Annotated in this window: 15 protein-coding genes and 1 pseudogene; 3 read left to right on the top strand and 13 right to left on the bottom strand. The window is 61.1% G+C overall.

Annotation, left to right across the window (positions count from 1 at the left end):
• Positions 1–14: 14 nt before the first annotated feature.
• The 3 genes and pseudogenes from R8L07_17600 to R8L07_17590 all read right to left on the bottom strand — a co-directional run bounded on the left by R8L07_17600 (position 15) and on the right by R8L07_17590 (position 6836).
• Positions 15–4039: pseudogene (locus R8L07_17600) on the bottom strand (S8 family serine peptidase).
• A gap of 620 nt (positions 4040–4659) precedes the next feature.
• On the bottom strand, positions 4660–6000 hold the full coding sequence (locus tag R8L07_17595) for an aminotransferase class III-fold pyridoxal phosphate-dependent enzyme (GenBank protein ID MDW3207356.1): 1341 nt from the start codon (positions 5998–6000) through the stop codon (positions 4660–4662).
• Positions 5997–6836 carry a carbon-nitrogen hydrolase gene (locus tag R8L07_17590; GenBank protein ID MDW3207355.1) on the bottom strand — a complete coding sequence of 280 codons (840 nt, stop codon included), beginning with the start codon at positions 6834–6836 and terminating at the stop codon, positions 5997–5999. Before R8L07_17590 ends, R8L07_17595 begins: the two co-directional genes overlap by 4 nt.
• 122 nt (positions 6837–6958) lie before the next feature.
• Here R8L07_17590 and R8L07_17585 point away from each other — a divergent pair, with 122 nt between their 5' ends.
• Complete coding sequence (locus R8L07_17585; GenBank protein MDW3207354.1) at positions 6959–7906, top strand: LysR substrate-binding domain-containing protein; 948 nt, start codon at positions 6959–6961, stop codon at positions 7904–7906.
• 87 nt (positions 7907–7993) lie between these two features.
• On the opposite strand, the gene R8L07_17580 is transcribed toward R8L07_17585, so the two are convergent.
• From R8L07_17580 to R8L07_17560, 5 genes are all read right to left on the bottom strand, one after another.
• Complete coding sequence (locus R8L07_17580) at positions 7994–8809, bottom strand: FCD domain-containing protein (GenBank protein MDW3207353.1); 816 nt, start codon at positions 8807–8809, stop codon at positions 7994–7996.
• Positions 8775–9743 carry an ATP-binding cassette domain-containing protein gene (locus R8L07_17575; protein ID MDW3207352.1) on the bottom strand — a complete coding sequence of 323 codons (969 nt, stop codon included), beginning with the start codon at positions 9741–9743 and terminating at the stop codon, positions 8775–8777. Before R8L07_17575 ends, R8L07_17580 begins: the two co-directional genes overlap by 35 nt.
• Positions 9740–11605, bottom strand: a complete 1866-nt coding sequence (locus R8L07_17570) for a dipeptide/oligopeptide/nickel ABC transporter permease/ATP-binding protein (protein MDW3207351.1) — start codon at positions 11603–11605, stop codon at positions 9740–9742. Before R8L07_17570 ends, R8L07_17575 begins: the two co-directional genes overlap by 4 nt.
• A gap of 10 nt (positions 11606–11615) precedes the next feature.
• Positions 11616–12563, bottom strand: a complete 948-nt coding sequence (locus tag R8L07_17565) for an ABC transporter permease (protein MDW3207350.1) — start codon at positions 12561–12563, stop codon at positions 11616–11618.
• A gap of 87 nt (positions 12564–12650) precedes the next feature.
• Positions 12651–14213 carry an ABC transporter substrate-binding protein gene (locus R8L07_17560; protein MDW3207349.1) on the bottom strand — a complete coding sequence of 521 codons (1563 nt, stop codon included), beginning with the start codon at positions 14211–14213 and terminating at the stop codon, positions 12651–12653.
• A gap of 116 nt (positions 14214–14329) precedes the next feature.
• On the opposite strand from R8L07_17560, the gene R8L07_17555 reads away from it, so the two are divergent.
• The gene (locus R8L07_17555; GenBank protein ID MDW3207348.1) at positions 14330–14998 is read left to right on the top strand and encodes a DUF1028 domain-containing protein; all 669 of its coding nucleotides are present in this window, start codon (positions 14330–14332) and stop codon (positions 14996–14998) included.
• Positions 14992–16230: a M20 family metallo-hydrolase gene (locus tag R8L07_17550; protein MDW3207347.1), complete on the top strand. Its 1239-nt coding sequence runs from the start codon at positions 14992–14994 to the stop codon at positions 16228–16230. The genes R8L07_17555 and R8L07_17550 overlap by 7 nt, the downstream gene beginning before the upstream one ends.
• 133 nt (positions 16231–16363) lie before the next feature.
• On the opposite strand, the gene R8L07_17545 is transcribed toward R8L07_17550, so the two are convergent.
• The 5 genes from R8L07_17545 to ppsA form a co-directional block, all read right to left on the bottom strand.
• On the bottom strand, positions 16364–16981 hold the full coding sequence (locus R8L07_17545; GenBank protein ID MDW3207346.1) for a DUF6655 family protein: 618 nt from the start codon (positions 16979–16981) through the stop codon (positions 16364–16366).
• Positions 16982–17088: 107 nt separating this feature from the next.
• Positions 17089–18423: a glucose-6-phosphate isomerase gene (locus R8L07_17540; GenBank protein MDW3207345.1), complete on the bottom strand. Its 1335-nt coding sequence runs from the start codon at positions 18421–18423 to the stop codon at positions 17089–17091.
• Positions 18424–18438: 15 nt separating this feature from the next.
• On the bottom strand, positions 18439–19332 hold the full coding sequence (locus tag R8L07_17535) for a UTP--glucose-1-phosphate uridylyltransferase (protein MDW3207344.1): 894 nt from the start codon (positions 19330–19332) through the stop codon (positions 18439–18441).
• A 42-nt stretch (positions 19333–19374) separates the two neighbouring features.
• Positions 19375–20775, bottom strand: a complete 1401-nt coding sequence (locus R8L07_17530; GenBank protein ID MDW3207343.1) for a phosphomannomutase/phosphoglucomutase — start codon at positions 20773–20775, stop codon at positions 19375–19377.
• 30 nt (positions 20776–20805) lie between these two features.
• Complete coding sequence (gene ppsA / locus R8L07_17525) at positions 20806–23223, bottom strand: phosphoenolpyruvate synthase (protein ID MDW3207342.1); 2418 nt, start codon at positions 23221–23223, stop codon at positions 20806–20808.
• Positions 23224–23263 lie beyond the last annotated feature (40 nt).

The following is a 23263-nucleotide window of genomic DNA, read 5'->3' as shown; positions in this document are numbered from 1 at the left end:
TGCAGGGTATCGCTGCCGGCGCCGCCGTAAACGCGGTCGGACCCGGCACCGGCGAAGATGAGGTCGTCGCCATCGCCGCCATAGATCGTGTCGTTACCATCGAGACCGATCAGCGTATCGTTGCCGGCATCGCCGCTCAGGAAATCATTGCCGGAATTGGCGACGGTCGACCCGGACTGGCCGATCAGGACATCGTCACCACTCTGGCCGAACAGCGAAAGGGTCGCACTGGAGGTCAGTATCCTGTCATTGCCCTGACCGCCGATCAGCCCCTCGATGCCCTCATACGTGTCGCCTTGCGCATCGCCGTTCGCGATCCCGTGCGGCAGTGCGATGGTCAGGTTGTCGGTTTCCGACTGGTAGGAAGCGTAATCGGTGCCGTCGCCGCCGATCAGCGTGTCCGCCCCGCCGCCGCCAACCAGCGTATCGTTGCCATCGCCACCGCTGAGTCGGTTGTCGTTTCCATCGCCGGTGAGCCTGTCGGCATGATCCGACCCCGAAAGTGCCTCGACATTGCTGAAGGAATCGACGGATCCGCCGCCGTCCGCCAGCGACACTGTCACCCCGGTCTGGCTGTCCTGATAGGAGACGGTATCGTACCCGTCACCGCCATCCAGGATGTCGACGGCACTGCCGCCGATCAGCGTGTCGTCGCCCCCGCCGCCGCGCAGAATGTCAGCACCGTCGCCGCCGATCAGCGTCTCCGACAGGGCGCCGCCAAGGACCAGATCGGCAGCCGATGACCCCTGAAGGGTGGCGCTGCCGACATTGAACTTGTTGACGACGAAGCTGACCGTGGCGGCAATTCCATAGGCGTTTTCGGCCCGTAGGTCGATGCGCTCGCCGTACTGACCGGCACCGGGCGTATAGTCGAAATAGCCCGTTTGATCGCCGACGATGTCGATCGTGCCGATAGATGGCGCCAGCGCGACGGACATCGTGATGCCCGCAGGATTCGCAATGTCGATATGGTGCCTGAAACTGCCCACATCCCCGGCCATATAGATGTTGCGCGCGGCCAGGATCGGGATGCTGCCGGTCGACACCGCTTCCAGGGCCGCATCGAGATTCAGCCGCCCGCCGGTGCGGGTGATGCCGTTCAGACTGGACAGGGAATCGGTGCTGTCCAGCAGGGCCTCGATGATCTCGCCATAGGACATGTAAGGGTTTTCGGCTCGCATCAGCGCGATGGCACCGGTCACATGAGGCGTCGCCATCGACGTGCCGTTCATACTGGCGTAGCCGTCATTCAGATAGGTGCTCAGGATCGATGTGCCGGGCGCTCCCAGGTCGACCGTGGTGGCACCGATATTCGAGAACGAAGACAGATTGTCGTTCGAATCCGTCGACGCCACGGCAACGATATTGTCCAGGTTATAGGTCGACGGATAGTGCGGGACGGTGTCGTTGTCTGTCCGGTAGTCATTGCCCGCCGCGGCCACAAAAATGCTGCCCGCATCCTGTGCCTGTTGAATGGCGGCCAGGATCGAAGAATTGTAAGCCCCCCGCCCCAGGAATTGTTGGTAACCTGCGCGCCCATCATGGTCGCGTATTGGATTCCGGCAATGATCGCCGACGTGTTCGTTCTGCCGGCGTCGCTGAAGATCTTCACGGCCATCAGGCTGGCGTTCCAGGCAACCCCGGAGACACCGATCCCGTTATTGCCCTCCGCCGCTATGGTCCCCGCGACATGCGTGCCGTGTCCGTGCCCGTCGCTGTTGGAGCCCGGGCCGATACCCCGGTTATTGTAAAAATCGTAGCCGTGGTAATCGTCAATGTAGCCGTTGCCGTCATTGTCGATCCCGTCGCCCCAGATCTCGCCTTCATTGACCCACATATTGTTGACGAGGTCGGGATGGTCGACGTCGATTCCGGTATCGATGACCCCGATGACCACACTCGATGCATCGGTGCGCCGCTCCCACGCATCGGGCGCCGATATCCGCTGCATGCCGTAAAGCGACCCGAAGCTTGGATCGTTGGGCGTGGCCGCCGCGGAAAATTCCGTTTGCGCGTCGGCGAGCAATTGCGCACCGATTTCCTGACTGCTGACGACGTCGGGCGCTTCCACATCGAGGGAGATTTCAGCATTTAGGTCGACATTCTGCGCGAAATCGTATTCCGCCAGCACCGCATCGACGTCAACTGCCTCGTCCAGCACGTCCCAGAACTGGATCGCCTCGCCCGCGCCATAGGTCACGACCGCGCCCAGCCGGTCCATGACCTGCGTCAGATCATGCTGTGAATACCCATCGCTCAGATTCACAATCAGATCGGGTCCGGCGACACCGCTCTCGCCACCCGAACCCGGTTCCGCGGAATCGGAAAGAGCACCCGAGAGCAGAATGCCGAAACGCTCTACACCGCTCACCGCCACGCTCTGGCCGCCGGAGGACACGGTTCCCTCGGCCGCCGACAATGTTATCGTCCCGCTGCTCGCGTCGATCAGCAGGGTATCCAGCCCGGCACCGCCGGACGCGGACGCATCGGCAATATCGGCGATCAGGACGTCGTCGCCATCTCCGCCATCCAGCGTGTCCCGACCATCCCCGCCGGTCAGCGTGTCGTCCCCGTCCCCACCGATCAGATGGTCATCGCCACCAAGCCCGGAAATCTCGTTGGCTTCAGCATTGCCGAAAACGGTTTCGCCGTCTTCGGTGACCAGCCCACCCTGATTTACAAAGTAACGGAAATTGGCGCCCCATTGCGCTATCAACGAGCCGTTGGCCGAACTCTCAAAGTACACATTTGTACCGGTCGGAGTGGCCGGGTCCGTTATCCGAATAGGGTCGGAAACGGGAATACCGTCCGAACTGTAAGGCTGCATGAAGGAGCCGACAGCACCCGAGTCAGGCGCATAATCCGCCCAGCCAAATACAAACCCGCCACCAGGCAAATCGACAACTTCGAAATTGCCGGTTTGGTTGGCATCTCCGAGCAAGACAATCTGTTCGCCGATCAAGCTGCCATCGGCCGCTACTCTCTGCGCAATCGCGCGATAGTTCCCGCTGCTACCTTCCTGCCAGTAGGCGACAAACCCACCGTCATCCAATGCGGCGACCTCGAGATAGGTCACATTGGTTTCGGTCAGCTCGATTTCGGGCGTCAGCGCCTGACCGTCTTTATCGTAGACGCGGGCGAAAGCCCCGCGCCCTTCCCAGACCAGGACAACACCACCATCCGGCAGCGGCTTCGCCACGGACAGAAATTCAAGTCCACTATGCGCCGTCACCGCAATTCGTTGCGTACGCGCCGATCCGTCGGCATTAAAAATCTGAAGGGCGATATCGCCAATGTTTCCATTAGGGCGATCCGTCCAAGTGACCGCATAGGCGCCATCGGACAAGACCGCGAAACTGTCATCCTGAGGCGACCACGTACCGCCGTTATCCTCGTCCAACCTGAGCTCGATCGGCGCAGCGGACGTTGCGCCACTTACATCCACCCGCTGAACAATACGCGAATATCCGATAGTAGATCCACTGCTCGACCTCCGACGTGCCATCCAATCCAGCACGGCACCTCCGTCGGGATGAGCCCGCAGTCTAAAGTTGTAAATATAGTAAGTTGAACTGAACGTTTCCGGCGGCAGTGAATTCACCCCCCCCACTTCCGAACCGTCCGGTGCATAAACTTGCGTGAAGTACGTTGCCCCCTGACGCCAAGACGCAAGAATCTGGCCGTTTGCAAGCAGCACGGCCCTGTCGGGTACGCGTCCGAGCACGCGCCACTCCGCGCCCCAATCCATCTCGCCACCTGAATTCCCGACATCCAACTGGATATCGCGTTCTATGGCAGTGCCAGAGCCATCTTCCACGCGAATCCGGAAAGAATCGCTGCCCTCATACTCGGCGTTTGGCGTGTAGGAGTAAGTGCCGTCCGCGTTCACGACCGCCGTACCGACCCCGGCTTGCCGCGTTAGCGAATAGGTCAATTCGGCGCCGCTTTCGGATACGGCCTCGAAGCGCGATTCCGCGACGGCACCGACCAGAAGCTTCAGATTTGGGGCGGTAAAGTCGATTGCGGCGGTGGCGCCCATGCCGCCGGAGGGGGTCGATTTTCCTTCCGACATGCCCTCAGGCTCCGAGCCGTGGCGTCAGAATTAGGGAAATACCCAACACAGGCTCTGGATACAGGCCTGACGTTTCCGATACAAAATCGGTCAAGTTTCCCGCCTCGCCGCTCGAATCTTGCCCCGAAACTCCCCCAGTCTCGAAACGACGATCCGCTCCACCCATTCACATATCCTAAATTTAATAGTTGCCTTGTGGGCCTTCAACTAAAAAGAGATGAAAAATTTCGGAAACCGCGCAGCGATCCGACAGTCTATCCATCCAGGATAACAATTTGATTTAAAACACTTTATGAATTGTCTCGACTTCTCCGGCGGAGGCGTCGGTATCTCAATACCCAGCCTCACTCGGCCGCCGATACCAACGGCAGCGTATTCCCGCCCTCATAAAGAGACGGTTTTGGGGTCGATTCGGCATAAGATTGTATGTCAGCGCGCCATTCGGGTCCGGCGGCAGCTACTCGGGGCCAGGGTTCCACGGTGTTGGACATGGAACGGTCTCAGGCAAACCCGGACATCGGACAGTGGTCCCAATGTGCCCCTTCTGGCGATTGCCGGCCGCGCTTATCTGACTTGCGGTTGTTCCGTCAGCCGGAACGCGCCGGAAGTACCCCTGCTTCGATCCTGGACGCACCCGGTTTTCCGGCAACATTCCCTATGGATGCCTCCGCGGTTTCGGAAATCCGAGTCAGATCCTCCGCGGTGACGATATAGGGGGGACAGACCGCCAGAATGTTTCCGATGACACGAAGCAGCACACCATGTTGCTCCATATCTTTGGCGACCGCGGCCGCATGATCCGCGCGATGAAACTCGATTGCGCCGACAAGGCCCACGGAGCGGACTTCACGAACGATATCATAACGTTCCAGCGTGATCAGGCGGGAAAACAGCGACCGCCCCAGCCGGGTCACATGAGAGGGAAGGTCCATCTCCTCGTAGATCCGCAGAGCCTCAAGCGCGACCGCCGCGCCCACCGGATGCGCGCCGAAGGTCACGCCGTGACCGAATGTGCCAAGGGCATGTGATCTCTCGGCAATGACGTTTCGGACCTTGGTCGTCATGGCAACCGCCGACATGGGAAAAACGGCACCGGTCATCTGTTTGGCCGCCGTGAGCAGGTCGGGCCTGATGCCATAGGTCTCGCACGCGAACCAGGCCCCGGTACGCCCGAAGCCGGTAATGATTTCGTCGGCGATCAACAGAATGTCGTTCTTGGCCAGGATCTCCTGAACACATTGCCAGTATCCTTCCGGCGGCAGAATGACCCCACCCGATCCCATCACAGGCTCCGCAATCATGGCGGCGATCGTCCCCGCGCCATGTTCGTCAATCGTTGCCGTCAGTTCCCGCCCGAGGCGCCGAACGAAGTCGGCTTCCGACTCCCCCGGTTCGTGCTCCGTGAGGTAATGTGGACGGCCGACACGAATGACATCGCTCAAGGGCAGATGAAATCCTTCGTGGCAGTAGGCCATACCGGTGAGCGCCGCACTGATATGGCCGGAGCCATGATAGGCCCCTTTCCTGGCCAGGATTTTCGACTTTCCGGCCTTCCCCCGGGAGATCTGGAAGTACCGGGCAAATTTGATTGCGGTCTCAACAGCCTCGGATCCCGACGTCCCAAAGAATACATGCCGCAGACCGCCCGGCAGTTTCTCGATGAGCCTTTCGGCAAGGGCGTTTGCCGGTGCGCAGGTTCGCCCCATGAAACTGTGGTAGTAGGCCAACCGGCCCAGTTGGTCGGCGGCGGCACGTTGCAGGCGCTCAGGGTTGAAACCCAACGATGCGCACCAGAGACCGGACACAGCGTCGAGATACTTCCTGCCCTCGGTGTCGAAAACATACGGCCCCTCCCCGCGAACCATTTCCTTCGGCTGGTCGGTCTCAGCGGCGATCAGATCCGTGAACGGGAGAATATGTGCCGTCATTGTGCGACTCGCGTTTTTCCGTCGAGTGTCAGAAGCGGCGCGTAGAGATCGGGTCTTCTGTCACGGAACAGGCCCCAATGCGCGCGCAGTTCGCGGATTTCCTCCAGATCGAAGGTGTGGGTAACGAAAGTATCGGAGCTGGTATCCGCCCGCTGAACCACGTCGCCCCTGGGGCCAGCGATGAAAGCCTGACCGAAATAGGTAACCTCTCCGAGGGAGCCCTTCTCCGTACCGACCCGATTTGAACAAACCAGCGGCATGATGTTCGCTGCCGCGTGCCCGCGCATGACGGTTTCCCAGTGATCGTGGCAGTCCGAACCGATCGCGGAGGGATAGAACAGGATTTCGGCGCCCTTGAGCGCCATGATGCGCGCGGCCTCCGGAAACCACTGATCCCAGCAGATCGCAGCGCCTATCCGGCCGTAAGCCGTATCGAAGACCTGAAAACCGGTATCGCCCGGATTTGAGTAGACCTTCTCGTAACATCCCGGCAGACCAAGCGGGATATGGCTCTTGCGGTAGATGCCCAGAAGCTCTCCATCCGCGTCGATCATGACGATCGTGTTGTAGTAGGCATTGTTCGCGCGCTCAAAGATGTTGGTCGGCAGGACGACCGACAGTTCTTTCGCAACCGCCCGCATCCGGGTCACTGTCGGCCCGTCGAGCCCTTCGGCCAGGGCGAAGAACTCCGGCCCCATCTCCATGAACTGGAACTCGTGATGCGAGAAGACCTCCTGCGGCAGGATGATCTGCGCGCCGGCCGCCGCCGCCTGTTGGATCAATCCCACCGCCTTATCGATGTTTTGCTCGACGTCCCTTGAACAGGACATTTGCATGGCTGCGACAGTTACCGGCATCGGGCCCTCTTCTCCAAAAAATCAGGTTGCTGACTGGAGAGTTTGCCATTTAAGAAATTCGGTCAAACGCCGAATTTTCAGAATTCACATGAGTGTTTGGAATGCCAATCGATATCCTATCCAACCTGAACGCCTTACGGGCCTTCGAGGTTTCCGCGCGACGGTGCAGTTTCACGCAGGCGGCCATCGAACTGAATGTCTCGCAATCCGCTATCAGCAAGCACATCAGCAATCTGGAAGCCGCCTTGGGGCGCGCGCTTTTTGTCCGCCACTATCGGCAGATCAGCCTGACAGAAGCGGGTCACGAACTGGCCGCGGCGACTACGGAAGCTTTCAGCCTGATCCAGCACGCGGCCAGGTCCGTTCCCGACGTTGAACCGGGACAGGTCAACGTTTACTGCGACGCCGATTTCGCTCAGCTCTGGCTGTTTCCCAGATTGCCTGACTTCGAATCCCGGAACCCGGCGGTTCGCGTCAGGATCAGAAGCGAGGTCGGACTGAACCATCCGCCGAAAGAGGCTTTTGACTGTGCCATCGTCTGGGGACGTGGCGATTGGTACGGCCATCGGTACACGCCCTTGATGACCAATTCTGTCTTTCCGGTCGCGGCACCGGACTTCTTCGAGGCGATTGCGCGTCCCGCAACCTTGAATGACGTTCGTTCGGACATGCTGATCCATGACAGATCGAGCCATTGGTGGTCAGCATTCCAGAATCTGGCCGACAGACCTTCTTTCGATCCACGGAAAGGAAGGGTCTATGATCAAACGGTTCTTTGTCTCGAAGCCGCGGCGCGGGGCGACGGTGTAACCGTCGGCGATGAGGTCACAACCCGGCCCTATCTTGAGAGCGGCCGCCTCACGATCCCGGTCAACGTGAAGCTGCCGACGCCGGATTCCTACTATCTGTTCTTGCCGGCATCCAGGGCACTTCCGGCGACCGCAATCGGCTTCATAGAATGGCTGAAGGCGCAGACCGAAAACCATAAGGGGTGGTGGCAAAGGTTCTGGGAAACCGGGAAAGACACACCTTGCGATCCGAAGAAATAGAGGATGCGGGAGGCAGCCAATCAACAGGACGGTCCGCATGGATGATGGAAGTTCCTGCGCCGCCAACAATATGGCCGCGTCGGAAAGTCAGCTTTCGGATTCGAGGAAGCCTTTCTGAACCTCCGCTTCCTGTTCCAGCATGATACGCTGGGCCGCGCGCATATGGGCTTCCATCGTGGCGCGCGCCGCCTCGGCATCACGGGATCGGAACGCCTCGATCAGCTGCTCCTGATAGGATACGCCGCGCTCCCGAAGCTCCGGGTTCGATCGGCCATAGATGCGTTTGCAGACGGTCAGGTCCTTCAGCAGCCGCACAAGGAACATGCAATAGAAGGACAACAACGGATTGCTGGAAAACCGCGCCAGGAATTCATGAAACTCCAACTCGGCATTACGCTGGCGCCGCTCCTCCTCGATCGAATCCGGCGGTTCGGAATACGCGCTCATCACACTACGCAGTTCGTCGATCTGTTCCGGCGTGATTGCCAGGGCCAATTCGTGAACCAGCTGCGGCTCCAGCGCGATACGGACCTCGTAAATGTCCGCGATGGAAATATCCTTGAAGAAGAAATGATTGGCCAGCAGGGCCCCGGCCTTGTCCTCGCTCACCTCGGTGATGAAGGCCCCGCCCCCCGGCCCGGTCCGGGTCCGGATCAGGCCCTGGGTCTCCATGACTTTCAGCGCCTCACGCGCGGTCCCTTTCGAAACCTGCAGCTGTTCGATCAGTTGATGTTCCTGGGGCAGCCTGTCGCCGGGCAGAAGGCCGCGCTGAATGATCCATTCCTTGATCGTTTCGGCCACCTGCTGCGGGCGGCTGCGCCCTTTCGGGTCCGCGCCGTCCGCCGGTTTGCGGCCCCTTCTACCGGGCTTAAGAGACGAGAGGATGGAAACAGGCTGCTTCATGATCGTCGGAAAAGCACCTCATACCGGGGGAATGTTCCCTGCATTCCCGAGTCGCATATGCACATCGCGCAGCGAATGCGCATCCGGGCGGCGGATGCAGCGGATCGGGCAATTCAGCCGTCGCCGCTTCCTTGCGATTCAGACCCCGCCCGACAACCGGTGCACTTTCCGCCAAGAGACATGTATAGGGGTGTTTGGGCTCACGGAAAATCGATTCCGCTCTGCCGACCTCCACAACACGACCGAAATACAGAACCGCGACACTGTCGCTGACCGCCTCGACCACGGCCAGGTCATGACTGATGAACAGATAGGTCAGGTTCATGGCGGACCGCAATTCCGCCAGCAGATTCAGCACCTGCGCCTGGACCGACACGTCGAGCGCGGATACCGGCTCGTCCAGCACCAGAATGCGCGGCGAGGCGGCAAGTGCCCGGGCAATGCCGATGCGCTGCGCCTGCCCGCCTGAGAATTCATGCGGATAGCGTGTCAAGAATTCCCGGCGCAGATTGACCGCGTCGAACAGTTCGGAAATCCGCGCCTTTCGCGCCGCCTCGTCGAGCCCCAGCAGATGGATCAGCGGCGCCTCCAATATCTCCCGGATCGTCTTGCGCGGATTGAGAGACGAGATCGGATCCTGGAAGACGTACTGGATCAACCGGCCGAACGCCGCCGGGTCACCCGCCTGGTCGGCCAGGCTCCGTCCCTCGATGACAATGTCACCCTCCGTTGGCTCCAGCAGCCCGACCAGCATCCTTGCCAGGGTCGACTTTCCGCAACCGGATTCCCCAACGATTCCCAGCGTCTCGCCCCTTGGAACCTTCAGGGAGACGTCGCGCACGGCGTGGACCGACGGTTTCGCGCGCCCCATCAGGGTACGCCCGCCGCCGAAGGTCTTCCTGAGGTCTGTGACTTGCAGTGCCAGTTCCGTCATGCCGCATTCTCCGGATACAGGCAGCGGACCGCATGGGCCTCACCGTCCAGGTCGATTTCGCCGGACCGGCAGACCTTGGTTGCCTTGTCGCAACGCGGCGCGAAGGCGCATCCCGCCGGGAGACGGTCAACCGGCGGCGGCAGGCCGGGGATCGCCGCCAGTTCACGTCGCCCACCGCCCAGTTCCGGCACACAGGCGATCAGCCGTTTCGTGTAGGGATGGCGCGGATCGTCCAGCACATCGTCGGTCGCCCCGGTCTCGACGATCCGTCCCGCATACATGACCGCCACCCGATCGCACAGTTGGGAGACGACACCGAAATCGTGTGTAATGAAGACTAGGGCCAGTTTGCGTTCCCGCCGCAGATCGTCCAGCAGGGCCAGAATCTGGGCCTGAACGGTCACATCCAGGGCCGTCGTCGGTTCGTCCGCGATGATCAGGTCCGGATCGTTTACCAGCGCCATGGCAATCCCCACCCGCTGACGCATGCCGCCGGACAGTTCATGCGGATAGCATTTGGCCCGCGATGCCGCGTTCGGGATACGGACCTTCTCCAACAGGGACACCGCGTGATCCCAGGCCGCCTGTTTCGACATCGACTGATGGCAGGCAATCGCCTCCACCATCTGATCGCCGATCGTGTAGAGCGGATGCAGCGTCGCCAGCGGATCCTGGAAAATGTAGGCGACCTTTCCGCCGCGCAACCGGCGCAGCCCCTCTTCGGTCATGGACAGGGTGTCTTCGCCTTCGATGCGGACCGCCCCGCCGGTCACAACGCCGGGCGGCGACGCGACCAGTCCCAGAAGCGACAGGGCCGTGACGGACTTTCCGGACCCGGATTCACCGATGATGCCCAGACACTCGCCGGCTCGCACCGTCAGGTCGACGCCGCCAACCGCGCGGTAAACACGTTCCCCGACATGAAACTCCGTCCGCAGACCTTCGACGGACAGCAGCGCATCGGCCCCGGCTTCGGCCGGCGGCGGCACGTCACGCTCGACACGGGTGGCGGCGGCGGGCCGCAGCAGCGCGCCGGATCGCAGGCGCGGGTCCAGCGCATCCCGGATACCATCGCCCAGCAGGTTCACGCTCATCACGATGACGAAGATCATCACACCTGGCACGATGGAAGCATGCGGCGCGTTGATCAGAAGCTTGCGCCCCTCGCCCAGCATCGACCCCAGGTCCGCTTGCGGCGGCTGCGACCCCAATCCAAGGAACGACAGGCCGGCCGTCTCAAGGATCATCCAGCCGATGGTCGTCGACATGGCAATGACGATGACCGGCAGGACGTTGGGCACGATTTCCGACCGGATGATCTGAAAATCGCTCATCCCGGACAGGCGTGCGGCATCGACGAATTCGCGATGGGCCAGGCTGACGGTCACGCCGCGGATATTGCGGGCAAAGAAGGGAATGTTCACGACCGCAACGGCGTAGAGGGCGTTCAACAATCCGGGCCCGAGCACGGCAACAATCGCCAGCGCCAGCAGGATGTAGGGAAAGGCCATCAACATATCGATGCCGCGCATGATCAGCCCGTCGGTGCGGCCGCCAAAATAGCCGGCGACGATCCCGATGGCGGACCCGATCACCGCCGCGATGACGGCAGCGGCAAAGCCGACCGCAAGGCTGAGCTGTGTCCCCCAAAGAAGGCGAGACAGCAGATCGCGTCCCAGATGATCCGTTCCCAGGAGCGCGCGTTCCGAAAGCGGCCGCATCAGCCGGTTGGCCGGGTCGGTGGCATCAGGATCGGCAATCGGCAGGATCGGTGCCAGTAACGACAGCAGGACCACGACAAGGAGAACGACCCCTCCGAACGCAGCCAACCGGTTCCGGGCGACGAGTTTCAATCCAGTCATCGTCGCCCCCTCAGGTCTTGACCCGGGGATCGAGCCAGCTTTGCGCCAGATCCGCCATCAGGTTGAACAGAACATAACTGCCCGCGACCACGACCACACCGCCCTGCACCAGCAGGATGTCCCGAGTGGAAATCGCCTGAACCAGCATCCGGCCCACCCCGGGCCACTGGAATACCGTCTCGATATAGACCGCGCCGCCAAGGACAAACCCGGCCTGGACACCGATGACCGGGATGACCGACACCAACGCCGCCTTGAAGGCGTGGCGGTACAGGACACGGGATTCACGGACACCCTTGGCGCGCGCCGTACGCACGAAATCCTGACGCAGCACTTCCAGCATGGCGGAGCGGGTCAACCGTGCGATGACGCCGGTCGCCACGACGGACAACGTGATGGCCGGCAGTAGCAGGTGACGCAGCAGATCCGGCAGGTCGCCGCCGCCATAGATTGCAAACATGCCGCTGGCAGGCAGCAAACGCAGTTCGACGGAAAATAACAGGATCAGCAGCAGGCCCAGCCAGAAGGACGGGATCGAGATACCGATCAGCACAACGAAGGTCAGTATCTTGTCGGTCCAGCCGTATTGCCGCGCCGCTGTCCATATCCCGATCAGCAAGCCCCAGACAGTGCACAAGATCAACGCCGCACCAGCCAGGATCAGGGTTGCGGAGAACCGCTCCAGCACCTCATCCAGAACCGGGCGGTTCAGACTGTAGGACCGCCCGAGATCGCCCTGAAGCAGATTGCCAAGCCAGATGAAGTACTGTTCGGGCAAGGTCCGGTCGAGGCCGAGCTGCCGGTTCAGTTTCTCGACATTCTCCGGAGTGGCGTAGGAACCGAGGATCGCCGTGGCCGGATCGCCCGGAATCAGCGCCATGATTGCAAAGACGATGACCGTAAGGCCGATCAGGACGGGCACGATCGCCAGGAGGCGTCTCAGAACATAAAAATGCATGCCGGGCCCCCGTTTGGCGGAGTGCGGGCCTGATAGCGGACCGGAACGACACCCGGCGGGTGCCGCCCGGTTCGCCACCTCGGGACGTCAACCCTTTTCCACGTCCTTCAGAAGCAGGAAGAAGGACGGTTGCAGGCTGAAACCGGACACCAGATCGGACGTCGCGGCATTCTGCTTCCAGTTCGCGATGAAAGCCCACGGGGCATCTTCATACACGATCTCCTGCATCTCTTGATACAGTTGCGCCCGCTTTTCCTGATCGGTCGCGCTGCGCGCCGCTTCCAGCAGCTTGTCCACCTCGGGATTGGAATAATAGCCCGAATTGAACCCGCCCTTGTCCGGCCAGGCATCGGTGCGCAATGCCAGATATGGCAGCGTGTCCGGATCGTTCGTCATCCAGGCCATCTCGGCCATGTCCGCCTTGCCTTCCAGACCGGGATTCACCTTGCCCAGGAAGGTATTCCACTCATAGGTCTCGATGGTGACATTCAGACCGATCTTGGCCAGATCCGCCTGGATGGCGGAACCCATCGGCACCGGATCCAGCATGCCGGACCCCCCTTCGGTGACATAGAAGGTCAGATCCGCGCCGTCATGGCCGGCTTCCTTCAGCAGCGCCTTCGCCTTTTCCGGATCGTAGGGATAGGGCTGAAGCGACTCGTTATACGCCCAGGAGAATGCTGGCGGCGTCGGACCCGACGCGACCTCGGCGGTTCCCTGCAGGATCTGATCGACCAGCGCCTTCTTGTCGATGGCGTAGTTGATCGCCTGGCGCACACGCTTGTCGGCGAAAGGCCCTTCCTTCGCGTTCAGGATCAGGAACCAAAGATGCGGGCCCGCCTGCTCATGCAGCCTGAAACCGTTGCCGTCGAAGGAAGATACGGAATCCGGCGGAATCTCCACCATCACATCAATGCCGCCGGACAGCATTTCAGCAACCCGGGTATTGGCATCGGTGATCGGCCGGAAGACAACCGCCTCCAGAAACGGTGCACCATCCCAGTATGCCTCGTTTCGGGTTACCACGACCTTGGCGTTGGACTCCCACTCCGCGAATTTGAACGGACCGGTCCCCACCGGCGCGCGTCCGAAATCCTTGCCCTTCTCCGCGATCGCCGCCGGAGAAGCGATCAGACCGGTCGGATAGGCCAGGTTCGACAGAAACGGCGCATAGGGCGCATCCAGCGTGAACTTGACCGTATCGGAATCCACGGCCTCGACATCCTGAACCGCCGAGAAGAAGAAGGACAGCGGGAACGGCCCCGTATCGTGATACGGGTGGGTCTCGTCCAGCATGCGGTCGAAATTGAAGACGACCGCCTCGGCATTGAAATCTGTGCCATCGTGGAAGGTCACGTCGTCCCGTAGCTCGAACGTGTATTCCGTGCCGTCATCGCTGATCGTCCAGCTTTCCGCCAGGGCCGGCTCGACCTCCAGCGTGCCGTCCTTGTAGCGGACAAGACCGTCATAGACGTTCATCAGAATCCGGAAATCGTTCACCGCGGTGACCGCCGCTGGATCCAGCGATTTCGGCTCCGCGATCTGCCCGACGACCAAAACACCGGGAGGCGTCTGAGCCTCCGCAGCCTGTGCGGCGAAGGCGGCCGCCGCCAGCCCCACCCCCAGCCGAAACTTCTTTAGAAAGGCCATTTTCGTCTCCTGTTAGCACACCCTGTTATACTTTTTAATTATCATAATAAATTTGCATCGACAAGTTTATTATGATAAATTCCAACAAAATGAAATTGCGGTTGGAAAGCATAAACGTGACCTTCTCAATTCTTGCGATGGATCAGGCTACAGGCATGATAGGCGGTGCCGCGGCGACCGGTAATCTTGCCGTGGGCGGATGGGTCCTGCGGGCGGCATCCGGCACAGGAGCCGTCGCGACCCAGGGATACAGTGTCAGCCCGCTTTGGGGGGACCGCGCCCTGTCCCTTCTCGGGGACGGCGTATCGGCGCAGGAAGTCGTGGACAGAGTGACCGGTGAAGATTCCGGGCGCGAATATCGACAACTCTCCGTACTGGACCGAACCGGCGGTGTCGCTGCCTGGACCGGTCAATCCAACAATGACGCGAAGGATCACATTCTGGGTGCCGGCTTTGTCGTCGCCGGCAACTGGCTGACCAATTGCACACTCCTGGAAAAGATGGCCGAAACCTACATCTCCACCGATGCAACGGTCTCACCGGAATTCGGATGCCGTCTGATCGACGTCTTGCGCGCGGGTACATTGGCCGGCGGCGATGCACGGGGGATCATGTCGGCTGCAATCCGGACCGTTCATCCGAAATGCCCGCCGGTCGACCTGCGTGTGGATTATGACGACGATCCGCTGAAGCGGCTGCGCATGATCTACGACATGGTGATGTCGGAACCGTATCTCGGCTGGACCAAGGGGGTGCCGACCGACGAGGACCCATACCGATGCTGAACAGTAATATTTTGCCTGACACTGTCGGCCAGGAACTGATGCGACGCCTTGATGCGATCGCCGAAATCTCTGAACCCGGCCCCGGCGTGACCCGCCGCCCCTTCACGGCGGAACACCGGCGCGCGGCCGCCATGATCGAAGACTGGATGACCCGGGCCGGAATGACCGTCCGGACAGATGCCGCCGGCACGATTGTCGGCCGCAGGGAAGGCCCACCAAACGCGCGAACCCTTCTGGTCGGGTCCCATCAGGACACGATCCGGAGCGGCGGGAAGTATGACGGCATGTTCGGTATCGCCCTGCCGATCATTGTGCTGGAATGCCTGAAGGACGCGGACCTGCCCTGTTCGGTGGAGGTCCTGGCCTTTGCGGATGAAGAAGGCGTGCGCTTTCCGACCGCCCTGATGGGGCCGCGCACGCTGGCCGGCACATTCAATAAGGCCGATCTGGCCGGCAAGGACAAGGATGGGATCGTACTGGCGGACGCGCTGAAAGAGTTTGGCGGCGATCCGGAGAACCTGTCCGCGAACCGCCGGAACCCGTCTGACCTGATGGGCTATGCCGAGGTTCACATCGAACAGGGACCGGTACTGGAATCAAAGGGGTTGCCCGTCGGTGTTGTCACCGCCATCTGCGGCATCGAACGCTGGACCATCGAAATCGGCGGCCAGGCGGCCCATGCCGGCACCACCCCGATGGAGCTACGACGGGACGCCCTGGCCGGCGCGGCGGAAATCGCCCTGTCGATCGAAAGCTATTGTCGATCAGTGGACGGTCTGGTCGGGGTCGTCGGCGCCATGACCGTTACCCCGAACGTCCCCAATGCAATTCCCGGGTCGGCGCGGTTCACCATGGAACTGCGGGCCGCGCAAGATGCTGTACGGGAAGAAGCTGCGGGCCTGCTGACGGCCAAGGCCCGCCGGGTCGCGTCCGAACGCGGGCTGACGATCGAACTGAACAAGACCTATGCGCAGAAGGCTGTGCCCTGCGACGCCACCTTGTCAGACAGGCTGGCCGACGCCCTGACGGATAGCGGCTACGAGCCTTTCCGGCTGATGTCAGGTGCCACGCACGACGCGTCCGCCATGTCGGATTTGTGCCCGGTCGCAATGTTGTTTACGCGCTGCACGAACGGTCTCAGCCACCATCCCGCAGAGGCGATTACCATTGAGGACGCCCAGGCCACCGCCGAATGCTTCGCGCATTTCCTGATGTCGGCCGATGCCGACTGAGCGCCCGACGTGGCGGAATAACCGCGGCTCCGGGTGGCGCAGATCGTCAGCATCAGAAACAAGGTCTATCTATTTGATTTAATGAGAAATACACGAATGTTCCGAACTGCAATTTGCGGTTCGGTAGCCGGCTTCACTCTTTTGGTCGCAGATTGTTTTGAACATCCTTCGGCAAGGTGTTCGCCGTATCCCAGCCGAGGCCCAGAATGGCGTCCTGGTCGATCCAGGCAAGCCCGTAGACCGGCCCGACCTTCTCGATTAGGCGGCCCTCCTCCGCCGACAAGGTAACCGCCGCGAACTTGGCTATCGCGGTTCGATTGAAATCCTCATAGATCGTTGCGAGCGGCAGATCCACGGCCTCGGAAAGTGGGACCGGAACCTCGAAACCACCGATGCCGACATAGAAAAGTTCCTGGTTGATCGACAGCGCACCGGACCGGATTTCGACGACAATGTCGGCCTTGCGTCTTTCCGACGCCAGGTTACCGCCCAGTTCGGCGATCCGGGAGCGGAATGTCCCGACCACATAGGGCTTGTCATAGCTTTCGAAGAATTCCGTATCCAGGAAAACAGACCTGCCGCCGAGACCGGAGAAATCCATTTCGGCGATGGCTTTGTCGGCAGCCGTCGAGATCAACAACTGTTCGTTCGCGGTCCGGTCGGGATCGGTTTGGCGGATGTCGGTACAACCGGCCAGCCCGACCGGCAGAACGAGGGCGGTAACAAGGGCAACAAGTCTTATATTCTGCATCTCTCCGACATGACGATAATCCACAGGGATTCAAGATCCGGCACGCCGCAACGAAAGTTGCGACGTGCCGGCACCGAAACGGGCCTGGGAGGAGCGGAGGGTAGTAGCTACGCGGCCCGTTCCGGAAGGACTTCCGCAGCCGCCTGCTTGCGTTCCAGCAGCATCCGTCGGGCCAGCGTCTTGCCATGTTCCACAGCAGGCTGGTCGTACGGATTCACACAAAGCAGATCGGCGGCGAGGATGGTTTCAAGCATGTAATGCATCATCAGCGCCCCCATGCAGCGCTCATCGATCGCATCCATATCGATCGTGCGCACCGGACAGCCATTTGCGATCAATGTTTCGGTGGTGGCCTGACGGGAAACCTCCATGAGATCACCCAGCGAGACCTGATCCAGGAAATCGAGGCGGGGATCCTCCAATTCGGCGCAGTCCACCGGACGCGCCAGCGGAGCGACCGGACCGCCAAGCACGGTGAACATCTTGTCACGCGGACCATCCAGCCACAGCTGCAGCTGGCTATGCTGATCGACAGGTCCGGCAGCATAGATCGGCGTCGTGCCCTTGCCTTCCTTGCCGAGGCTCTCCGCCCAAAGCTGGCGATACCAGCGCGCCAGCGAGCCGAGACGGTCGGAATAGGCCAGCATCATGGAGCAGCTGATCGAATGGTAGCGTTCCAGGCCGACGGACACCGCTGCGCCGACCGCCGGTGCGCTGTCCATGGGACGTCCGGCATCAAGCGTACGGAACAGGATCTCGCGGGCCCCTTCCCGCACTGCTTCGGCATCCAGCCCTGCGATCAGCGACGGCAGCATGCCGACGGTCGTCAGCACTGAGTATCGGCCGCCGACGTCGGAATCATGTTCCAGCACCGGCAGACTGTATTTGTCCGCAATGCGTCGCAGCGGGCTGTCGGCGTTCTGGGTCACCACGCTGAACGCCTTGCTGGTCCGATCCGGACCGACGGACCGCAGAAGCATCGGCAGGACGGTCAGCGTCTGAAGCAGCGTTTCGGACGTACCACCGGATTTGGAAATCGCGATGAATCCGGTCCGGGACAGGTCCAGGGAATGCAGCAATTCGTCGAAGCTGTAGGGGTCGATATTGGTGACGATATGCATGCGCGGGCCACGCTTGCGCTCTGTGAAGCCAATGTTCGACATGTTGTAGAGCGCCCGCCCGCCCAGGCTCGAACCGCCGGTCCCTAGGATCACGACATCGCTGAAACTGGCGCGATAGCGACCGGCAATTTCCTTCAGTCCTGGCCAATCATCCTCGCGTTCTGGAACCCGCAGCAGGCCGATGCTGCCGTCATGATAGGCCTTGCGCAGGCGCCCAAGGGCCGGGTCCAGTGCGTCGAGGAAGAAGGACAGCTCACTTTCGCTCAGTCCGAGTTCGACCCGGTCCCGTAGGCAGGCGGAAATATCCTGATGGTATGGCATTCGCCGACTCCCTAGTTATCCAGCCCGGCTCCATGCCGAGTGCTGCCCGTAAGACGAAAGAATGCGCTGCATGGTTCCCGCGGTATCGTCGCGTGCGATCGCGAAGGCGACCGTCGCTTCCAGGAGCCCCTCCTTCGTGCCGCAATCAAAGCGCTGACCATCGATCCGGACCCCATGGAACGGGGTCGCTGCCATCCGATCGCGCAGCGCGTCTGTCAATTGAATTTCAGAACCACTACCCGCCTTCGTCCGCTCCAGCGCGTCGAATATCCCGGGCTCCAGCACATAGCGTCCGATGATGGCGATGTTGGATGGCGCACGGTCCGGGTCCGGCTTCTCGACCAGATCCGAGGCCCGAACCATACGCCCCTCCTCTCCATCGATGGTCAAGACGCCGTACCTCGCGGTGTCCCGCCTTTCCACGTCGATCACTGCGGCGACATTGCCGCCCACCGCATCATGCGCGCTGATCAGATCCGCCAGGGACGGAGTGGATGACAGGATCACATCATCCGGCAGAATGACGGCAAAGGGTTCGTCACCGACCGCATGGCGGGCACACCAAATCGCATGTCCCAGCCCCAGCGGCCGGTCCTGGTAAACGAAGGTGGCCGAGCCTTCCGGAATAGTTGATGCTTCAACGATTTCAGCGAGGTCCAGCTTGCCAGACCGTTCAAGCATGCGAACCAGTTCCGGCTTGTGACCGACCTGGCTGGCGATGCTTTCCTTCCCGCGAGAAATCACAAAGATGAACTCCGTGATCCCGGACCGGACGGCCTCCTCGATCGCATAGCTGAGGATCGGCGTGTCGATGATCGGCAGCAGTTCCTTCGGAACCGCTTTCGTAGCGGGCAGGAAGCGTGAACCGAGCCCAGCCACGGGCAGAACAAGTTTTCGTACCGGTTTCATGGCCGTTCCTTTCTCGTCGCAGCAGCGTGCTTGATGAACATGTCAGGCACTTTCACGAACTGGTTCGACTTCCTGGCTCAGTCCGGATCGGGCCAGGGCGTCGTTTAACTGGTCCTGAAGTCGCGCCAGGGCGTCGGCATCGACCCCTTCACATCGCGCGACGAGTGCCGGTTGCGTATTCGATGCCCGCAGAAGCCACCAGCCGTCGTCGCCAACGACCCGGACCCCATCGATGTCGATCACCCTGCCGGCACCCTTTTGCAGACCACGTCCAACCGACTCGACGACATCGAATTTTGCTTCATCCGGGCAATCGATGCGGATCTCAGGGGTCGCCACGGTTACCGGCAACTCGTCTACGATTTCGTGCAGCGCCCGACCGTCTTCGGCCAGCGCCTCCAGGGTGCGCAGACCGGCATAGACCGCATCGTCGAAACCGTACCAGCGGTCGGCATAGAAGATGTGCCCGCTCATTTCCCCTGCCAACGGGGCGTTGGTCTCCTGCATCTTGGCCTTTACCAGGGAATGACCGGTTTTCCACATCAACGCCTTGCCGCCAGCGCGGGAAACCTCATCGAACAGCGTCTGGCTGGCCTTCACGTCCGCGATAATCGTGCGGCCGGGCAGTTTTCCCAGAACCTGTCGCGCGAGAAGCACCAGCAACTGATCCGGCCAGACAATACGGCCGTTCCGGTCGATCACGCCCAGCCGGTCGCCATCGCCGTCGAAGGCAAAGCCGATATCCAGCCCCCGATCGCCGACCAGGCGCTGAATCTGTTCAAGGTTCTTCGGCTCGCTGGGATCCGGGTGATGGTTCGGGAAACTGGAATCAACGGTGTCGTTGATGGCGAAGTTGCGCCCGGGGATGGCTTCCAGCAGGGCCTCCAGGATCTCGGCGACCGCACCGTTTCCCGGATCCCATCCGCAAGACAGGGTATCGTCCAGCCGGATGTCCCGGGTCAGCCGCTCGACATAGGCGGAACAGATGTCATCCCGATCGGTACGGCCGCGCGCCGAGACATAATCGCCCCGCATGGCACGCCGGCCGATGGCCTGAATTTCCTCCCCGAAGATCGCGGCCTTTCCCGCCACCATCTTGAACCCGTTATAGTCCGGCGGGTTATGTGACCCGGTCACCATGATGCCGCCATCCGTCTTCAGGTGATGGACGGCGTAGTAGAGCATCGGTGTGGGACCACAGCCGATCTGTCTCACCGTCAGGCCGCATTCGGCCAACCCGTCCGACAGCGCGCCGGACAGTGCCGGCGACGAGGAACGACCATCCCATCCGACGGCGATGGATTTGCCCCCTCGTTCCGCGATCTGACTGCCGAAGGCACGGCCGATCGCATATGCGTCGACGTCCTTCAGGGTCTCGCCATAGACTCCACGGATGTCATAGGCACGCAGAATGGAAGGGTGAAAGGTATGATAATCGGTCATCGGAGGCTCCCGAATTGAATGGCGACTTGATTACTCGGCGGCGCTGACTCGCGTGGCCGGCTCCGGCTGTTCCATCTGCCAGACCAGTTTCTTCACCCCCGCGAAACTGTCCGGAACGACCGAGACTGAATCGATCCCGGCCTCCACGAGAAATCGCGCGAACTCCGGGTTGTCGCTGGGGGCCTGCCCACACAAACCAACGGTTCTGCCATGGAGGTGCGCCCGCTGAATAACGGTCTCGATCGCGGTCCGCACGGCCGGGTCGTTCTCGTTGAACAGCGACGACAGGCGACCGCTGTCGCGTTCGACCCCCAGTATCAACTGGGTCAGGTCATTACTGCCGATCGAGAACCCGTCGAACAGTTCGCAGAAGGCATCGACCTGAAAGACGTTTGATGGGACTTCACACATGACGAGGATTCTTAGGCCCCGGTCACCGCGGGACAGGCCGCGGCGACGCAGCAGGTCCAGGACGTCACGTGCTTCACCCGTCGTCCGACAGAATGGCAGCATGATGTGAACATTCTCGAACCCCATATCGGCCCGTACCTTGCGCAGCGCCTCGCATTCCATGGCAAAAGCGTCCGCGTAGTCCGGATGCAGATAGCGGCTCACGCCACGCCAACCCAACATGGGGTTTTCTTCCGCTTGCTCGAAGACACTGCCGCCCAGCAGATCGCGGTATTCATTGGTCTTGAAGTCGCTGGTTCGAACGACGACAGGGTTTGGCCAGACCGTCGCGGCGATCTTTGCAATTCCCGTGGAAAGTTTTTCGATGAAATAGGCGCGACCGTCCTCGTGGGACCCGATCAGCGCCTCGACCTTCTCCCGGGTTGCCGGACAATCGACCATGGCAGGGTTCAGCAAGGCCGATGGATGTGCGCCAATCTGATTGGCGACGATGAATTCCAACCGCGCCAATCCGACCCCATCCGCCGGCAGGTTCCACCACTTTGGGGCACGCGTCGGGTCCGCCAGGTTCAGCATGACCTTGGTACGGGTCTGCCGGCAGTCGGACAGATCGATTTCTTCGGATTGAATCTCCGCGGCCCCGTCATAGACGCGGCCGACGGCACCTTCGCAGCAGGATACCGTAACCCCCATGCCGGTTCTCAACGTTCGCATCGCATTCTGCGCGCCGGTGATCGCTGGCAATCCCAGTTCCCGGGCCACAATTGCCGCATGAGAAGTCCGTCCGCCGTTTTCGGTCACGATGGCCGACGCACGGCGCATGACAGGCAGCCAGTTGGGATCGGTCATTTCTGTGACCAGAATTTCACCATCCCTAAAATCGTCTTGAAATTCCGGCGAAACCAGATGGCGCACACGGCCGGAAACCGCACCGTCCCCAATAGCGACACCATCGGCCAGAACCACACCAGTTCCGGCAACTCTGGTCCGCCGCAGAGTACTGCCGCTTCGCTTCGACACCACGGTTTCCGGTCGAGCCTGAACGATGAAAAGCTCGCCGGTCTCTCCATCCTTTGCCCATTCGACATCGACAGCATGTCCGTAATGGGCCTCGACCGCCTTCACCCAGCGGGCGAGCTTCAGGATGGATTGGTCATCCAGGCAGGCGCGACTGGACTTCTCATCAGGCGTATCGATTGCGCGCACAGTGAAACCAGCGTCGGACCAAACCGGCACGACCATCGATTTCTTCGATCCGATATTGCGATGAACGATCGGGGAGACATCGCGATCCAGCAGGGGCGCGAAGACCTGAAACTCATCCGGATCAACGCTGCCTTGAACGACGGCTTCGCCAAGTCCCCAGGCAGCAGAGATCACAACCGTATCCGGGTTGCCGGTTTCCGTGTCCAGCGAGAATGCGACACCGGCGGATCCGCTGTCCGACCGGACCATGCGCTGCACCGTGACAGACAAGGCCAGGTCCGGATCGTCGACGCCGTTTTCCGCGCGATAGGCGATGGCGCGCTCATTGTAGAGAGATGCAAAGCAATCCTTCACACGGCGCAGAATTTCGTCACAGCCACGCACATAAAGGTATGTGTCTTGTTGCCCCGCGAAGCTGGCATCCGGCATATCCTCCGCCGTCGCGCTGGACCGGACGGCGACCGGCAAGCTGCCATCGCCGGCCGCCTGCATCATGCCGTGATACGCATCGCAGATCTCGGCGGAGACACTGTCCGGCATCTCACCGCGCCGAAACGCTGCCTGTATTTCCGCGGAGACGATCTTTGCGTGATGCGCCGTAGCATCGATCATTTCGGTCAATTCCGAGATCTGACGCGTGAGGTCATTGTGTTCGACAAAGGCGCGATATGCCGCCGTCGTCACCGCAAACCCGCCCGGCACCCGAATTCCCGCTTCGCCCAGCTTGCCGATCATCTCTCCCAGCGAGGCGTTTTTGCCACCCACCATCGCGACATCACGCATGGAAAGATCGGACAGGGCGATTACGAGATCTTCCGTAGAATTGCGCATCGGCATCGTTCATTCCTTGGTCTTCGAGGCGGGAGTCCAT

Source organism: Alphaproteobacteria bacterium, from assembly GCA_033344895.1.
Lineage (GTDB): Bacteria > Pseudomonadota > Alphaproteobacteria > UBA8366 > Aestuariispiraceae > Pacificispira.
Note: the sequence above shows the minus strand (reverse complement) of the source record. Positions and strands in the feature narration are given on the sequence as shown.

Coding starts and splice junctions, on each gene's coding strand:
- R8L07_17595 (MDW3207356.1), bottom strand. CDS start 6,000: ATGACGGCACATATTCTCCCGTTCACGGATCTGATCGCCGCTGAGACC.
- R8L07_17590 (MDW3207355.1), bottom strand. CDS start 6,836: ATGCAAATGTCCTGTTCAAGGGACGTCGAGCAAAACATCGATAAGGCG.
- R8L07_17585 (MDW3207354.1), top strand. CDS start 6,959: ATGCCAATCGATATCCTATCCAACCTGAACGCCTTACGGGCCTTCGAG.
- R8L07_17580 (MDW3207353.1), bottom strand. CDS start 8,809: ATGAAGCAGCCTGTTTCCATCCTCTCGTCTCTTAAGCCCGGTAGAAGG.
- R8L07_17575 (MDW3207352.1), bottom strand. CDS start 9,743: ATGACGGAACTGGCACTGCAAGTCACAGACCTCAGGAAGACCTTCGGC.
- R8L07_17570 (MDW3207351.1), bottom strand. CDS start 11,605: ATGACTGGATTGAAACTCGTCGCCCGGAACCGGTTGGCTGCGTTCGGA.
- R8L07_17565 (MDW3207350.1), bottom strand. CDS start 12,563: ATGCATTTTTATGTTCTGAGACGCCTCCTGGCGATCGTGCCCGTCCTG.
- R8L07_17560 (MDW3207349.1), bottom strand. CDS start 14,213: ATGGCCTTTCTAAAGAAGTTTCGGCTGGGGGTGGGGCTGGCGGCGGCC.
- R8L07_17550 (MDW3207347.1), top strand. CDS start 14,992: ATGCTGAACAGTAATATTTTGCCTGACACTGTCGGCCAGGAACTGATG.
- R8L07_17545 (MDW3207346.1), bottom strand. CDS start 16,981: ATGCAGAATATAAGACTTGTTGCCCTTGTTACCGCCCTCGTTCTGCCG.
- R8L07_17540 (MDW3207345.1), bottom strand. CDS start 18,423: ATGCCATACCATCAGGATATTTCCGCCTGCCTACGGGACCGGGTCGAA.
- R8L07_17535 (MDW3207344.1), bottom strand. CDS start 19,332: ATGAAACCGGTACGAAAACTTGTTCTGCCCGTGGCTGGGCTCGGTTCA.
- R8L07_17530 (MDW3207343.1), bottom strand. CDS start 20,775: ATGACCGATTATCATACCTTTCACCCTTCCATTCTGCGTGCCTATGAC.
- ppsA (MDW3207342.1), bottom strand. CDS start 23,223: ATGCGCAATTCTACGGAAGATCTCGTAATCGCCCTGTCCGATCTTTCC.